The sequence below is a fragment of the Mycoplasmopsis citelli genome, from assembly GCF_900660645.1.
Lineage (GTDB): Bacteria > Bacillota_I > Bacilli_A > Mycoplasmatales > Metamycoplasmataceae > Mycoplasmopsis > Mycoplasmopsis citelli.
The window spans coordinates 445628-462549 of sequence record NZ_LR215036.1 but is presented as its reverse complement, the minus strand read 5'-3'; the positions used below and the strand labels follow the sequence as shown (position 1 = coordinate 462549).

At 29.0% G+C, this 16922-nt stretch carries 14 protein-coding genes; 12 read left to right on the top strand and 2 right to left on the bottom strand.

The features are described 5' to 3' along the window. Both ileS and EXC58_RS01440 read left to right on the top strand, forming a co-directional pair. Positions 1 to 2676, top strand: coding sequence for an isoleucine--tRNA ligase (ileS, locus tag EXC58_RS01445; RefSeq protein WP_220096559.1), 2676 nt, complete (start codon positions 1 to 3; stop codon positions 2674 to 2676). Next, positions 2666 to 3451 (top strand): signal peptidase II, encoded by a 786-nt coding sequence (locus EXC58_RS01440; protein WP_129725286.1) that lies wholly within the window; start codon positions 2666 to 2668, stop codon positions 3449 to 3451. Before ileS ends, EXC58_RS01440 begins: the two co-directional genes overlap by 11 nt. Before the next feature lie 32 nt (positions 3452 to 3483). Here EXC58_RS01440 and EXC58_RS01435 read toward each other — a convergent pair. Further along, positions 3484 to 4835 (bottom strand): IS3 family transposase gene (locus EXC58_RS01435; protein WP_129725157.1). Its coding sequence is split into 2 segments (ribosomal slippage): positions 3484 to 4394 and positions 4394 to 4835, totalling 1353 coding nucleotides; the frame shifts between segments, so codons are not numbered across the junction. Positions 4836 to 4952: 117 nt separating this feature from the next. On the opposite strand from EXC58_RS01435, the gene EXC58_RS01430 reads away from it, so the two are divergent. The 4 genes from EXC58_RS01430 to rpmA all read left to right on the top strand — a co-directional run bounded on the left by EXC58_RS01430 (position 4953) and on the right by rpmA (position 7256). Then, positions 4953 to 6215: a YitT family protein gene (locus EXC58_RS01430; protein ID WP_129725285.1), complete on the top strand. Its 1263-nt coding sequence runs from the start codon at positions 4953 to 4955 to the stop codon at positions 6213 to 6215. A gap of 87 nt (positions 6216 to 6302) precedes the next feature. Beyond that, entirely contained in the window at positions 6303 to 6554 is a 252-nt protein-coding gene (locus tag EXC58_RS01425; RefSeq protein ID WP_223211615.1) for a hypothetical protein, read from the top strand. 122 nt (positions 6555 to 6676) lie between these two features. After that, a complete protein-coding gene (gene rplU, locus EXC58_RS01420; protein WP_129725284.1) occupies positions 6677 to 6976 on the top strand; it encodes a 50S ribosomal protein L21 in 300 nt (99 codons plus the stop codon). 10 nt (positions 6977 to 6986) lie between these two features. Further along, positions 6987 to 7256 carry a 50S ribosomal protein L27 gene (gene rpmA, locus EXC58_RS01415; RefSeq protein ID WP_129725283.1) on the top strand — a complete coding sequence of 90 codons (270 nt, stop codon included), beginning with the start codon at positions 6987 to 6989 and terminating at the stop codon, positions 7254 to 7256. Positions 7257 to 7272: 16 nt separating this feature from the next. Here rpmA and EXC58_RS01410 read toward each other — a convergent pair whose 3' ends face one another. After that, on the bottom strand, positions 7273 to 7998 hold the full coding sequence (locus tag EXC58_RS01410; protein ID WP_129725282.1) for a DNA processing protein: 726 nt from the start codon (positions 7996 to 7998) through the stop codon (positions 7273 to 7275). Between the two features lie 250 nt (positions 7999 to 8248). On the opposite strand from EXC58_RS01410, the gene EXC58_RS01405 reads away from it, so the two are divergent. From EXC58_RS01405 to EXC58_RS01380, 6 genes are all read left to right on the top strand, one after another. Then, complete coding sequence (locus tag EXC58_RS01405) at positions 8249 to 9958, top strand: MFS transporter (RefSeq protein WP_129725281.1); 1710 nt, start codon at positions 8249 to 8251, stop codon at positions 9956 to 9958. Positions 9959 to 10095: 137 nt separating this feature from the next. Then, positions 10096 to 11133, top strand: a complete 1038-nt coding sequence (locus EXC58_RS01400; protein WP_129725280.1) for an NAD(P)-dependent oxidoreductase — start codon at positions 10096 to 10098, stop codon at positions 11131 to 11133. Continuing rightward, positions 11111 to 12124, top strand: a complete 1014-nt coding sequence (locus EXC58_RS01395) for an MIP/aquaporin family protein (protein ID WP_165177513.1) — start codon at positions 11111 to 11113, stop codon at positions 12122 to 12124. The genes EXC58_RS01400 and EXC58_RS01395 overlap by 23 nt, the downstream gene beginning before the upstream one ends. 50 nt (positions 12125 to 12174) lie before the next feature. Next, positions 12175 to 12897 carry a nuclease-related domain-containing protein gene (locus EXC58_RS01390; RefSeq protein WP_129725278.1) on the top strand — a complete coding sequence of 241 codons (723 nt, stop codon included), beginning with the start codon at positions 12175 to 12177 and terminating at the stop codon, positions 12895 to 12897. Next, entirely contained in the window at positions 12890 to 15040 is a 2151-nt protein-coding gene (locus EXC58_RS01385) for a helix-hairpin-helix domain-containing protein (protein ID WP_129725277.1), read from the top strand. The genes EXC58_RS01390 and EXC58_RS01385 overlap by 8 nt, the downstream gene beginning before the upstream one ends. Before the next feature lie 127 nt (positions 15041 to 15167). Further along, on the top strand, positions 15168 to 16850 hold the full coding sequence (locus EXC58_RS01380) for a restriction endonuclease subunit S (RefSeq protein ID WP_129725276.1): 1683 nt from the start codon (positions 15168 to 15170) through the stop codon (positions 16848 to 16850). The last annotated feature ends 72 nt before the right edge of the window (positions 16851 to 16922 follow it).

Genomic DNA, 16922 nt, shown 5'->3' with positions numbered 1-16922 from the left:
ATTGATTATAAAAAAACTTTAAATATGCCTAAAACTGCTTTTGAAATGAGAGCTAATTTAACTGCTAAAGAACCTAAATACCGCCAAAAATGAATTGATCAACAAGTGTATCAAAAGTTGCTTAAATTAAACAAAGGAAATACTCCTTTTATTGTCCATGATGGGCCACCATATGCTAATGGGAACTTACATTTAGGACATGCGTTAAATAAGATTTTAAAAGATATTGTAGTTCGTTATAAATCAATGAGTGGATTTTATTCTCCATTTATTGTGGGTTGAGATACACACGGGCTTCCAATTGAACATAAAATGCTTACTGATGCAAATTTAAATCACACTGAGCTAACTAAAGGTCAACTTCGTCAAAAAGCTGCTGAATATGCCCTTGAGCAAGTCCAAATTCAAAAAGAACAATTTAAACAACTTTCACTCTTTAGTGATTTAGAAGATATTTATGTTACTTTAGATAAAAGTTATGAAGCCAAACAACTTCAATTATTTAAAAAAATGGTTATGGATGGATTGGTATATAAAGGGTTAAAACCCGTATATTGGTCTCCGTCTTCTCAAAGTGCTTTAGCTGAAGCTGAAGTTGAATATCAAGATGTTGTTTCTCCGTCAATTTATGTAGCTTTTGAAATTGTTGCTTCAGATTTTGATAAATTAAATGTTGGCGATTATGTTATTATTTGAACCACCACTCCTTGAACATTATTAGCTAATGCAGCTGTGGCTTTAGGTGAAAATATAGAATATGTCAAAGTATTAGTTAATAATAACAAATATGTAGTTGCAAGCACACTTTTAGATAAAGTTGCTTCAGCATTAAAATGACAAAACTATCAAGTTTTAACCTCATTTTTAGGAAAAGAAATTACCAATGTTAAATATAAAACTCCAATTTTAGGAGAAATTGCTCCCTTAGTTTTAGGACATCACGTTGGAGTTGATATAGGAACTGGAATGGTTCATATTGCTCCTTTATTTGGAGAAGATGACTTTTTAATTGGAAAAAAATTTAATTTAAATATGATTATGCACATTTCAGATGATGGTCATATTGAAAATACTGGCACTGAATTTGATGGAATGTTTTATCACGATGCAAATAAACCAATATCTACATTTTTACAAGATAAAATGCTTGCTTATGCACCACTTAAACACTCATATCCACACGATTGACGCACTCATAAACCAATTATTTTCCGCGGGACTCCACAATGGTTTGTTTCAATTAACAAAATCAAAGATCAAATCTTAGAGCAAATTCAAACTCAAGTCACTTCATATCCGGAATGAGGAAAAAAACGTTTATTAAACATGATTGAAAATCGCTTTGATTGAACTATTTCTCGTCAAAGATCTTGAGGGGTGCCAATTACTATTTTTTATGATGCAGACAAAAATCCAGTACTTGATGAAAAATTATTCGATCACGTAATTAACTTAGTTAAACAACACGGAACCGATGTGTGATTTAATTGAACTACTGAACAACTTTTACCTGCGGAATATCAAGGTAAAAATTTTACTAGAGAAATGGATATTATGGATGTTTGATTTGATTCAGGAGTTTCTTCACTTGCTGTTAATATTGATAATCAAGAAACACCATATGATTTATATTTAGAAGGAAGTGATCAATATCGCGGATGATTTAATTCTTCAATTATTAATGCAGTTGCTTGAAATGGAAAAACTCCATTTAAAAACTTAGTTTCGCATGGATTTGTCTTAGATACTAAGGGTGATAAAATGTCTAAATCCAAAGGAAATGTTATTTCACCAATGGAGGTAGTAACTCAATGAGGAGCTGATATTTTACGTTTATGAGTTGCCAATAGTGAATATTCTAATGATGTATCAATTTCTAAGGACATCTTAAATCAAAATAGTGAAATTTACCGTAAATTAAGAAACACTATTAGATTTTTACTTGCTAATCTCCAAGGATATGTATTCAAAGAGAATACAAAACTTGAAGGGATTCATTTATATATCAGCGAACAACTTAAAGATGTCAAAAATAAAGTTATTAGTGCTTATGATGAATTTAAATTTATTAATGTTATTAAGTTAATTAATAATTATGTTGTGGAATTATCGGCATTTTACCTTTCAATTATTAAAGATATTTTATATGTAAAAAAAGAAGATGATCCACAAAGATTAATGGTCCTTCATAATTTATACCAAATTGCTGAATTTTTAATTGTTTCATTAGCTCCAATTTTACCAACTACTGCTGAAGAAGCTTATGAGTTTTTTGAAAAACAAAATAAACAAACATCAGTATTTTTTGAGAGATTTTATAAGAAAGAAACAGATGTAAACACACAAATTTTGGTGCAATTTGAAGAATTATTCACTTTAAAAGATCAGGTTAATGTTTTAATTGAACAAGCAATTCAAAATCAAGTAGTTAAGCGGTCAAATGAACTAATGGTAACCTTATCAAGTGATGTTAGTGATTTTCTTAAAAATCTTGATTTAAAAATGCTTTTACAAGTTGGTGATATTGCTTTTGGTGATGAACTTAAGGTTGAAAAATTTAACTCAATTAAGTGTCAAAGATGTTGAAATCATTTTCATTTAGATCAAGTTAAAAATGACCTTTGTCTTTGCTGTGATGAAATTATTGAATCTTTAGGATTTAAAAATGAACTTTAAAAAATATTACGATAAATTTTTAAATAATCTAAAAACCAATAAAAAAGTTATTTTCATTAATTACATTGTTTTTTTAATTATTTTTATTAGCCTACTATTAATTGATCAGTCAACTAAAAGAATCTTTTTTAATCACGGAAGTGTTTTTGAATTAGATGGAAACGGGAATTTTATAACCCCTTTTAAAGGAGCTTTAAAACCATCAGATATTGCTCCTAAAGATCCTAAAGAGTGAATCAATTTAGGAATAATTGGGATTCGGAGTGTCTGACATCACGGAGTAACGTTAGTTAATAATCCTAATTTTGAATTAATACAAGCTATTAGTGTAATTGTAACTCTTTTGGGATTATTGTTGCCTTTATTTAGTGTTTCAGAGAAAAAAATTCTTTTTAGCTGCTTGGCAATTATTGCTTCTGGAGCTTTTGGAAATGCCCTTGATCGTTTTCTTTTTGATAATAATGTTAAAGATATTTTTTACTTTCCGTTTGCAGATCGAGGTACCTTTAATTTTGCTGATGTATGTATTATTTTAGGGATGGCCTTTTTGGTAATTTATTTAATTATTTCAACTATTTTTGATTTAATAAAAGAAAACAAAGAAGAACAAGAAGCTACTTTACTTGAAAATAAATTAATTGTTGAGTTAAATGCCACCCAAAAAGAACTCAAGCTTCTTAAAGATAATAAAATTAATATCACTCGTCGCAACAAAAATCTACTAATTTCACGTCGAAAAGGAAAAATTTCAACTCATAAAAAAACTCTAAAATAATCTGATATGAACCCCAAAAGTTAGACAAAAAATTATTGAAGGAACTTAGTTCTGTATTGGACAGGGCTAAGTCCTTTTAATCTAACTTTAATTCTTTTGTTATTGTAGTAATCAATGTAATTGATAATAGCTTTTTCTAATTGTTCAAGCGATTTAAAAGTATGTTCCTTGCCATAAAACATTTCTGTTTTTAAAACTCCAAAAAATGATTCCATCATCCCATTATCTGGACTATTACCTTTTCGGGACATTGAAGCTTTTATCTCTTTAGAATTTAAAAATTTGTGATAACTATTATGTTGATATTGTCAACCTTGATCACTGTGTAAAATTGTTCCACTATATTTAGCTTTTGTGAAAGCCTTTTTAAGCATTTTTTCAACTTGCAATAAATTTGGAGAGCGAGATATAGTAAAACTGATAATTTCGCTATTATAACCATCTAAAATAGCTGACAAATAAAGTTTTTGAGAATGACTAGTTAAAGCAAATTCGGTAATGTCAGTGTAACATTTTTGCAATGGTTTTTTAGAATAAAAATCTCGATTAATAAGGTTTGGAGCTTTTTTGCCCACTTCGCCTTTGTATGATTTATATTTTTTACGCTTACGATTTCCACCAATTAAATTTAGCAAATTCATAAGTCTTTTTACTTTTTTATGATTTACCAAATATCCACGATTTTTGAGTTCTAAAGTAATACGACGATATCCATAACTGCCTCTATGTTCATTATATATAGATATAATTTCGTCTTTAAAATTTTTATTTTTATCAGCTGAATTGATTTTTTTAAGATGATAATAATAAGTTGAACGTGATAGTTGAGCAATTTTTAATAAAATTTTTAATGAGAATCCTTCGTCGACCATTTCTTTAACTTTTTGGCTTTTATATTCTGTAAGTCTTTTTGATCCAACGGGATCCCTTTTAACTTTTTTAGGAAAATCACCTCAGTTCTAAGATATTCGTTCTCTTTTTCAAGTCGTTCAAGTGGTGTTAATTTTTCTCAAGTTTTCTTTGGTTTACGTCCCATTTTTGATGGCCTTCCTTTTTTCTTTTCAACAATAGTATACCCATTTTTCTTGTATTGAATAATTCAATTTGAAAGAATTCCTCAATTAGGTAATCCATATTGAAGTGAAATTTCTCTTGTAGAATGTCCTTTAAGAAGAACTTGATTAATCATTTCTAATTTTATTTGTGGAGAATAATATTGATTTTTAGTCTTTTTAACAATTTCAATTCCGTGACGATTTATCAGTGCGACAATATATTTTATAATTGCACGATTTACTCTAAATTTTATTGTTAAAGATTTTTCAGTAAATCCTTTTTTACGTAATTGATATATTTTGATTTTATCTTCGTAACTTAGTTTCATAAAAATGAACCCCCTTAATTTTGGATTTTATTGTCCAACTTTAGGGGTTCATATCATCTTAGAGTTTTTTTAATTTTTATGAGTTTTTAATATAATTGGAATTAAACCAAGGATATTATGGACAACTTAGATAAAAAGACCAACACAGACCCTTTACCTATGTCTTTAAGCAAAAATCAAATACAGGTAATAGATCAAGCTTCCCAAAATACGTTGTTAAACTATAAAATGGGAGAATATTTAATTAATAACAAGGAAGTTAAACTTACTTTTGATATTATCTTTAAACGCTATTGATGAAGAGTATTGCTCGTGTTAGCTGCTGCTTTTGTGTTTAATTTTGCTATTCAAATTTTTCTTTCAAGGGGAGATACTGTTCCTTCAGGGTGAACTGGGGTTCCTACATTATTACAAATTTTAATCAAAGAATTAAGACCATATTTTGCTTTGATATTTTTAGGGGCCAATTTACCACTGTTTATTATTTTTTGAAACAAAGTTAAAAAAAGTTTTTTATACTTAACTTTAACGTTTATGATTTCACAAATTCTAGCCAATTTAATTTTTACCCAAAGTGCAGTTTATGAGTTTATTACTTCCTTAATTAACTTAGTTCCAGATACTTTAGATATAGATAGTTTTAAAGATAAAGCATCAGTTCAACAAGCACTTGCACGACTTGATATTAATCCTTCATTATTGAATAATAAAAATATCGATAGCATTAGCTATACTGATAAAATTGCTTTACTGAAAATTCAATGATATAGCGAAGGAAGAACCTGACCAATTTTGCTTTATTGTTCAATTGGAGCCTTTTTTGTTGGTATTTCAGTTGCTCTTGCTTGAAAAGGCGGAGGTTCAACTGGAGGAACTGATATTATTGCTTATTATTTTATTACCAAAACCAAAAAATCAATTGGTGGATTATTAAGCTTATTCGGAATTATTACTGCCAGTTTATTTTTAGTTATTTGAGGATTTGTTCAACCAAATATTGCTTCTTCAGATCAAAAAAACTATCCTCCAATTTTTGGAGCTAGAGAATTATCCACCTTTATGTATATTTTAATTAGCAATTTAGTAGTTTCGTTGATTTATCCAAAATACAAAAAAATGAAGATGGTCATTGTTTCAAATGATATTGAAAAAATTATCAACTACTTTAAAGCAATCGAATACTGACATAGCTATCAAATTGTTGATTTTACCTCTGGATATGATGGCACTACCAAATACAAAGTTGAAACAGTAGTTTTATTACTTGAATCAAAAAACCTTATTTGTGATTTAAAATTAATTGAGCCTAATGCGTGAATTTCGCTTATTCCTGTTAAAGAAGTAGTTGGAAAATTCAACACCCAATATGTTGAACAATAGTAGCTTAACAAGCTACTATTGTTTTATTTTTCCACTTTTAAAGAGATTTTCAAAAAACCTTATTACTAAAGTGAAAGGAGGTTGCAAATGAAAATTAATCAATTAACTAAAGTTTCTCAAAAAGAGTATGCAAACATTGTTCCAGGATTTGCAATAGCAGCTCTTATTAGTGCAATTCCATTACTTATTAACTCCGTTGCACCCATTGTCGGACTGATTAAATCATCATTTTCAGTAAGCGGAGAAATTAAAGACAAAAGCAATTCATATAAATGAGACAATTCCAAAAACGTTGATAAATCAGGAACAAACAATCTAAATAAATACATAAGTTTTTAAAGTTAAATATTTAAAAGTATTATATAATTAGTAATGTTACTCTCAAGTAACCGTACTAAAAAGGTTTTAAGTGCTTAATAAGCCACCTTAAAGACGAGCCAACTTTGGAGGTATTGCACAAAATGATTGCAATTATTCAAACAGGTGGTAAACAATTATTAGTTGAGGAAGGTCAAACCATCTTCGTAGAAAAACTTGAAGGTGAAGAAGGAACTACAGTAACTTTTGATAAAGTGTTACTTCTAGATTCAAAAATTGGTCAACCTTACGTACAAAATGCTATTGTAGAAGGTGTAATCGAAAAACAAGGTAAAGCTAAAAAAATCGTGGTGTATCGTCACAATGCAAAATCCACTCACAAAAGAAAACTTGGACACCGTCAACCATATACACGTATTAAAATTACTTCAATTAAAGGATAGGTCTTAGAAAATGGCAAAAACAAAAGCCGGTGGTTCGACTAAGAATGGCCGTGATAGTCATAGTAAGAGATTAGGTGCTAAGTTAGGTGATGGACAATTTGCAACTGCAGGTTCAATAATTTATCGTCAAAGAGGGACAAAAATTTTCCCAGGAGTAAATGTTGGACGTGGAGGAGACGATACCTTATTTACCAAAATTACTGGTTATGTAAAATACGAAAGCAGAAGAAACAGAAAATTTGTTTCAGTTTACCCAGAAAAACAAAACAAAATGTCATAAAAGACATTTTGTTTTTTTATTCTAAAATCATACACTCACTAATCATTGTAACTAATTGAACACCATTTTTAATTAATTCATTGTTATATCCGTTGATTTTTTGGGAGGGAAAGCAATATACATCTTTATTTAAATTAGCAAAACAATTAATTAAATTTTCGATTTTAGTATTTGTTTTAGTTGAAAAAATAATCATTCTTTGACATAATGCAGCAACAAATAAATTAACATTTTTAAAATATTCTCGACGAGGATGATCAAAAAGTGGAGTTAATGTAATATAAAGTTCATTTTCAGAGATATTTTCTAAATTAACTTTGGCTAAATTATTTTTTAATACATAAATAATTTTAGCTCCAAGTTTTTTAAACTTTTCAATTAAAGGGCGTTCAGAAGCAAAATAATTAGTAACAATAACGCAATTACGAATAATTTTGAAAATATTTGAACTGAGCATTAAATCGTTTTCTTCTTCACTAACTAAATAGACTTTTTGTTCATGTGAGAGTAAATTTAAATTCCCTTTAGCAAAAAACCCTACCGGAGGATATTTATAAAAAAGCAAATTTTCAGGAAATAAATCATCATACAAATCAATAAATTTAATGTCATGATTTTTGTACAAACTAGCGATTTTTTCAATTTCTTGATCAATATTTTTTAAAGGTGTCCGCATGTTCTTATAAATAGTGTAAGTGTCGCTTTTGAATTTATGGGCAAAATATAGTAATAGTTTATTCATGTTTCCTCATTTAATACAATAAGTAAATTGATCTAAATGAATAATAATGGACAAAACCCGAAAATTTTGCATCTTTATTTAGATGTGGGAAAAATTCCACTTTAGGACCTAAAAATTAGGAAAAACCTAAATATAGGATATACTAGGTTTAGGTAATTACCTTGTTTTAAGAGATTATTACCTTTTACAACCACTGCAGAAAATGTGGGTAAAGTTGTAAAAACTTAAAAAAGAGAAGGGATTTCTTTAAATGCAAAGTTTAAGTATAAACAAAACAAAAGATAAAGATTATTCCAAAATTTCAATAGTCCTTTGGGGTATTGTTATGCTAGGATATTTATTATTTGTTGTTGATTGATTTATTATTGCCAAAGTAGGAGGAACTCCTACTAAAATTGGTTCAGTTGCATTAAATCCTGGGTGGCAATCAAGTTTTTTTGTTGCTAGTCCTGGAGCTATTGCAAATAGTGCAACTAATTGAACTATTACCTTGCTAAGGGTTGTAGGATCAATTCTTTCGGGAATTTTAGTTGCTAAATGAGGGCATCGCAAAGCAGTTGTTTTTATGATTTCAGTGATGTTACTTTCGTTTCCTATTTTAATTATTGGTGCTACTTTAAATGGAAGTAATTCATTAACTTTAGTACGTGCTTATAATTCAGAAGCAGTTGTTAAAGCTGGAGCTTCAATACAGGCTTATCAAGATGCTAAAGTTGCTGAAGGAACATTACTTGGTCCAGTAGCACAAATTGGCAATTCGCTAGTTTTAGCAGATGGAACTACTGCACCAGCACTTATAGGACTTGAAGGTGGAACAATTGGAACATCTTCATCAGTGTTAGGATACTCATTGTTTATTATTTTTAGAGTCTTTGTTGCAGTTGGTGGAACAACTTTAATTGCTTACTCACAACCAATTATTGCAACAATGCGTTCAGATCGAACCAAATCGGTTTTAAATAACACTAACCAAATTGGATTTAATGGAGGTGTGGCAGTTACCTTTATTCCATTCCTTTCATTAGCCTTTACTCGTTTTGCACAGCAATATTGATTATGATTTGTTTTAGGGACTATGATCCTTATTTTCACTAACATGATTGTGTTTTTTAGACTTTCAAAACCAGTAGAGCATCTTTGACCTCAACCACGTAAAGCGGGTGATGAAAAACTTGATATTAAAGCTTTACTGGCTAAAAAAACCACTTGAAAATACATTACAATGTTTGGAATTTGACTTATTTTAGTGGTTATGCCTTTAACTGGAACATATTGAAACTCATTGCGTCAAATTAGTCCAGTTTTAGCAAATGCAGCTTCAATTAAAACTTCAGGATTTGAAGCAGGACAAGCCCTTTTAGGACTGATTTGAGTCTTTGGGTTATTATTTGGATTTACTTGTGTTGCTGGGTTTGCTAAAACCATATTCAAAAGAAAGCTATTTTTAAGCTTTGCTTATGTAGCAAGTGCGTTCTTTTTAATTTTAGTTATCATTAGTGCGGCAACTTTAGGAACTTCTAGTGTTGCTGGATATACATTAATTGCATTATTTACTTTCTTAGGTGGAGGTTTTGCTTGAGGAATTTCAGGAGTAACTTTAGTGCTTCCACATGAATCAAAAGAAATTGATAAACGTTATATTGCTTTAATTTTTGGATTTATTTGAGGATTTGGATACTTAATTTACACTATTTTTGACGCAAGTACTGCAGTAATTTATGAATTTAGCACTAGTGTTAGTGCTTCAGGAGCAACCACTCACTACCCAGGAGCAATTGCATTATTGTCATTATTTATTCTTGTTTGTTTAAGTGTTGTCTTTATCATTAGAACTTTACCTGAAAGTTACTACAATAAAGACGGCGAACTTACACCAATTACTAAAGAGTGAAAAATTACTGATTGAAGATTTATTCTTGCTAATAAAACAAAAAACCGTTATGCAGACATTTTAAAATAGTTTTAAAAAATAAGAGTTATTGTAAAATAAAATGTGGAAAAATTCCACATTTTATTTATTCATTAGGAGCTAAAAGCAGAGCGAGTATAATTTATTATAATATATAAATTACTGCTTTATAGTAATTAGGAGATACCATGAAAATTGCATTTTTTGAAGCTAAAGATTATGATGTAAAATATTTTAGCCAGTATAATAACAATCGGCACGAAATTACCTTTTTTGAAGAAGCATTAACTGTACAAACAATTCAAAAAGTTCAAGGATTTGACGCAATTTCAACTTTTCATAATACTGATGGGAATGAAGAGCTTTTTGAAAACCTACATAAATTAGGAGTTAAGTTCTGATTGCAACGCTCAATGGGATATGGAAATGTTAATATTAAAGCTGCTAATAAGTTTGGAATTAAAGTTTTTAGAGTTTTAAGTTATGCCCCAGAAAGCGTTGCTGAAATGGCACTAGCTCTTTTAATGGGATTAAATCGACATTTAGTTAAAACTACCAAAGCAGTTAAACAATATAATTTTTCAACTAATGGACTTTTAGCTCTTTCTATTAGTGGTTCAACAATTGGAGTAATTGGAGCAGGTAAAATTGGTCAAAGTTTTATTAAAGTTGTTAAAGCAATGGGAGCTAAAGTTCTTGTAAGTGATCCGATGTTAGAAGAACAATCTCCACAATTATCAAATCAATTAGGATTTGAATTTGTTTCATTAAATCAATTAATGAGTCAAAGTCATTTTATCATTGTTTGTGCGGGATTAAATGCTTCAAGTAAACATATTCTTAATCAAGAAAGCCTTAGTTTAGCCAAAAATTCAGCTTTTGTTGTTAATATAGGACGAGGGGAGTTAGTTGATACTAAGGCAATGTTAAAGACTCTTAAAAACAAGCAAATTGCTGGATTTGCTACTGATGTTTTAGAAGGCGAAGAAGGAAGATTTTACGAAGATCTTTCAGCATATAAACAAACCCTTGAGCAAGAAGATTCAACTTGAAAGGAACTAATTCAAATGGATAATGTTTTAATTACTCCTCATTATGGATTTTTAACTACTTTAGCTCTTAGTCAAATTACTCAAGCAACTTTAAATAATGCTGATGCAGCTCAACAAGGCGATTTTACTTACGCTCTTGAAGTCCTTGAAAATGGAAAGGTTAAAAATGGATAAAAATCAGCAGCCAACTTTAAAAAAACTTTTTTCTTTTTTTAAACTTACTGCTTCACAAAAAGAACACGCACTTAGACCAATTGATATACATACTTGAATAACTCACGGAATTAGTGAGTTTTTCGGAACCTTATTTTTATCAATTATTCTTGCTGGTCTTAGCATTTATGTCTCTAATTACACAATTCAAAGTTGATCACTACTTTCACAAGGGCTTGTAGGATTTTTTAGTGGTTTTATTGTTTTAGGAACTGCTTTGGTGATTTTTAGTCGCTGAAGTTGTGATTTAAATCCAATTATTAGCATCACTAAATATTTAAAAGGACAAAATAATGGTTGATATGCTTCTTACAAAATCTTTATGCAATTTTTAGCTGCTTTTGTTGCAGGAGCAATAATTTTAGCAATTGGAAATGCAACTTCTTCTAGCGATCTTCCAAATGCTCCAATTAATGCATACATTTCAGCACAACAAACCTTTTTAACACAAATTTCAAATCTAAAACCAAGCATAAATTTAGGAATTATTGTAATTTTCTTTACTGAATTAGTTATTTGTTTGATTTTGTTATTTGGATATTTTTCTCCAATAATTAAGGAGCAATATCGTTACTTTATGCTTTTATTTTTATATTCGGCCTTGATTTGACTTGGGATTTTAGGAGGTTCTCAAGCTGCTAATCCAGCAAGAGGCTTAGCTCAACAACTTCCAAGCATGTTTTTATATGCTGCTGATAATACCAATGCAAGCAAAGTTATTAATACTGTTGCCATTAGTACTGTGACAATGCTTTTAGCTGAGTCAATTTCAACTGCTCTATATGTCTTTTTACAAGGATTTAACGAATATTATTTTGCTCCGTTTTTACACAAAATCATTAAATTTAAAAACAATCACCATAAAACTCTCATCACAAATAAGGATTTTAAAATCTTATGTGAGTGCCCTGAAGAAGATCAAAAAAATCATAATCATAAAAAGAAGGATTAACCTTCTTTTTTGTGACTTTGCTATAATTAAACAACAAAGGAAATTCATTAATGAACATTAAAAGCTTTTTTGAAGAAAATCAAGTGATGCAAACATCAACAAATGAGAGTTTTTTACCCACAATTATCTCAATTGTGGTTATTTTAGCACTGTTAGCAATTATTTTTCCAATTGTACTGGTGAATATTCGTAAGCAAAATAAGAAAAAAAGCATTGGCTTTAAATTTGAAGAAGAAGCTAATTATTTAGTTAAGGCTTTTGCAGGACCAACCTTTTTTACTCATATTGGTGGAGCAATTTATTCATATGATTCAAAAATGTATGAAGTTGATGGACTGTTAGTTAGCGATTCACTAATTGTTGTAATTGAATATAAAGCTTTTAATGGAACAATTAGTGGTGATGGTGCTGGTGAATATGTATACTTAACCTCAAATAACAAGCGAAAAGCTAAATTTAAAAACCCAATTTTACAAAATGAAAAACACATCCAACATTTATGAAACACCATTGGAAAGAAAATTCCAGTTGGTTCATTGATAATTTTTCCAGATAATGTTAAATTTAACATTTCTAATTTAGATAATCATGTTATTTTAAGTCATTTATCGGATGTTCCTGCTAATATTTTGATGCTTCATCAAGCAAGTGCTTCGCTACCACCAGTGACTAATTCCGATCACATTTTAAACGCACTCAAAATGATGAAAATCAAAACTCGCCAAGAAAATAAAGAATTTCAAAAAATGATTAATAAGGAGAAAAATGTCTAATTTACAATCACCTACTTTAATAGTTGCTAATCAACTAAAAATCACTGAAGAACAAGTTAATATTGTTTTAAAAATGCTTGAAAATGGAGATACTGTTCCATTTATTTCCCGTTATCGTAAAGATGCTACTGGTGGTTTAAGCGATGAACAAATTTATCAAATTGAGGATTTACACAAATACCAAAAAGAACTAATTAAGCGCAAAGAAGCAATTATTAAAACTTTAGAAGAAAAAAATCTCCTTACTGAAGAATTAAAAAACAACCTTCTTCAAGCCCAAAGTAAAGCTGAAGTAGAAGCCATTTATCAACCTTACAAAGAAGGAAAAATAACTAAAGCCACTGAAGCTATTTCACTAGGGTTAGAGCCACTAGCAAAAAGAATTTTAAATAATAGAAGCTTGAATTTTTCAGCTTATAAAGAAGCAAAAAATTATTTAAGCGATAAAGTTCCAACTCCTGAAAAAGCACTTGAACTTGCTGGATATATTATTGCTCAAATTTTTTCGCAAGATTTGGAATTAAGAAAATCTTTTAAAGAAATTATTTGGGATCGAGGAATTATTATTTCAACTAAAAACCCTAAAGTTGAAGATGAAAACGAAACTTTTAAAAACTATTATGAGTATAAAAATAAAATTAAATACATCAAAAATCATAATGTTATGGCCATTAACCGAGGAGTGGATTTAAAAGTTCTCAAACTTAGTTTTGAATATAACAAAGACTTTTTACTTAAAAATATTTTATGAAAATATGATTTTCGTAAAATTAATCAAGATCAGTTATATTGAGCTGCTGAAGATGCTTTAAAAAGACTTATTTTACCAAGTTTAGAGCGAGAAATTTTTAGTGATTTATTTGCAACTGCTGAAAGTAATTCAATTGTACTCTTTTCAAATTTAGTTGAAAAAATTCTCAATGGACCAGCTGTTTCTGGACACAATATCATTGCCATTGACCCTGCGTTTGCTAATGGATGCAAATTAGCTGCTTTAAATGAAAATGGAGAAGTTTTAGATGAGGTAGTGAAAGTTTTTCCGCCTTTTGCTGCTAAATTTACATCTGCTAAAAATGTCGACAATGCTGAAAAAATCACTCTTAATTTAATTCAAAAACATAACATAAGCATTATTGTAATTGGGAATGGAACTGCTTCTCGAGAAACGGAAAAATTTATTAGCGATTTAATTGCTAAATACCATTTACCAATTAAATACGCCATTGTCTCAGAGGTTGGGGCTAGTGTGTATTCAGCTTCTAAAAGTGCCCGTGAGGAATTTCCAAACTTAGATGAGCAACAACGTAGTGCCATTAACATTGGACGCAAATACCTTGATCCGCTTAATGAACTTATTAAAATTGACCCTAAATCACTTGGAGTTGGTCAATATCAACACGATGTTAATCAAAAAGAATTGCAAAATTACTTAGATTTTAAAGTTCAAAAAGTAGTTTCTTCAATTGGAGTGGATTTAAATGCAGCCACTAAAGAAATTCTTACTTATGTTCCTGGTCTTTCAACTAAGCATGCTCAAAATATCATCGAACATAAAAAAGAACATGGTTTATTTAACAATCGGAATGAGCTTAAAAAAGTTAAGGGAATTGGAGCTAAAACCTTTGAACAAGCAGTAGGATTTTTACGGATTTTTAATTCAAAGGAGTTTTTAGATAAAACCTTTATTCACCCAGAATCATATCAATTAACTAAGGCCATTATTAGTGATTATTCACTTAATCCAAACGAAGCAGGAATTGATGTTTCATTTTTAAATGCCGATCAATTAGCTAAGCAATATAACAGTAATATTTATGACATTGAACTAATTTTAAATGCTTTAAGTTCTCCAACCAAGTTAATTCGTAATTCCAAAGACGGGTTTATTTTAAAAGATAGCATCATTAATGATGAAGACTTACAGCCTCAAATGCAAATTCAAGGAACAGTTTCAAATGTAACTGATTTTGGATTGTTTTTATACATTGGAGTTAAGACCAGTTTATTTATTCATTCATCTAAACTTAAACTTAATAAAGACCAATCTCCAATTGATCTTTATTATCCAGGAATGATTTTAAATTGTGTTATTGAAAATGTTGATTTGAAAAACAAAAAAATCTCTGGTGCTTTAGCAGGATAACTTATTTTGATACTTAAACAACAAATATTTAGATGATATTTGTTGTTTTTTAATCAATTTATGCTATTTTTGGGTTTTAAAATCATTTTAATATAAAATTTAATTAAATAAAAATAAAGGGGACAAAATGGAAGAGAAAAGATTAGGTGATTTAGTTAAAGTAAATAGAGGAAGAAGACTTTTAAAATCACAATTTATTTCAAAAGGAAAATATCCAGTTATGAACGGTGGAAAAAATCCAACAGGTTATTATGATGATTTTAACGAAGAAGGAAATTGTATTGTAATCGCTAAAGAAGGGTCAGCTGGATATGTTTCTTGAATGGAAGGCAGTTTTTGAGCCTCTGATTCATGTGTTGTAATTCGAAGTCTTGACAAAAACATTGTTTTAAATAAATATCTTTATTATTTCTTAAAAAACAAGCAAAATTTTTTAATTGCATCTAGAAAAGAAGGAAATATTCCTATTTTAGATAGAGATGCAATGCTAAATTTAAAATTAATTTTTCCAAGCATCGAAAAACAAAAAGAAATAGTAAAAACATTGGATTTATTTACAGATTTATCACAAGAGCTAGAGGCCGAGCTAGAGGCAAGAAAAAAACAATATAACTTTTATAGAAATAAATTGCTACACTTTGAATATTTAACTAATTTTAAAACTTACAAATTAGAAGATGTTGCTGAGTTTGAAAAAGGCAATTGAAGTAAAAATATCCCACAAGGAACTAAATATCCTGTAGTTTCAAGCGCAACAAAAATAACAAAATATACAGATATTCCAAATAGAAATAAAAATTCTATTACTGTTTCCTCTTCTGGTTATGCAGGATATATCGCTTTTTGGAATACACCTATTTTTGCGTCAAATTGCTTCACAATTCAAGCAAACGAGCAAATTATTTTACAAAAATATTTATTTCATTTTTTGAAAAATAAACAAGATTATATTTACTCTTTAAAATCAGGAGGAGCTATTCCAAATATTTATCCTTCAGATATTTCAGATATGAAAATTCTTGTTCCTGATTTACTAATTCAACAAAAAATTATTGATGTTTTAGATAATTTTGAAAAAATTTGTCAAGATTTAAACATAGGATTACCTGCAGAAATTGAACTTAGAGATAAACAATATTCTTATTATCGAGATAAATTATTAAGTCTAGCAAGCGATATTTTCGAAGTGAAAGCTAGATCTAGTGAAAGCTGAGTAGAAGGATTAATTAAACTTACTAAATTTATATTTTTTGATATAAATTCAGATAGTATAGTCAAAAATGATGATTCAATTTTAAATAACTACATTACAATTAGTATAGGCAAACAACTAAACAAAGATAAAACATCTAAAATAGGTTTATATCCAGTAATTAATGGTGGGACATCACCTACTGGATATTTTGATAATTATAATCAGGAATCTAATACAATTACAATTGCTCAAGGCGGTTCTACAGGTTATGTAGATTTTCAAAAAACAAAATTTTGAGCCAGTGCACATTGCTATGTAATAAAACCTAAAGATGAAAAAGTTTTACTTAATAAATATCTTTACTATTTCCTTAAAAATAATGAAAATCTTCTTAAAAAAGAATCTTATGGAGCCGGAATTCCTTCATTATCAAGAGAATCGATTTTAAATTTAAAATTTAATCTTCCAAGCATTCAAACTCAGCAATACATTGTTGATATTTTAGATTACTTTGAAGAACTTACTAATGATTTATCAAAAGGTCTACCTGCAGAAATTATGATTAGAAATAAACAATATCAATATTATCGTAATTTACTTTTAAATCATGAATAAACAAGCTTATAAAATCTCAAAAGTGATTTTGAGATTTTATATTTTGCTTTTAAGTAAGTAAGCTATCAGATC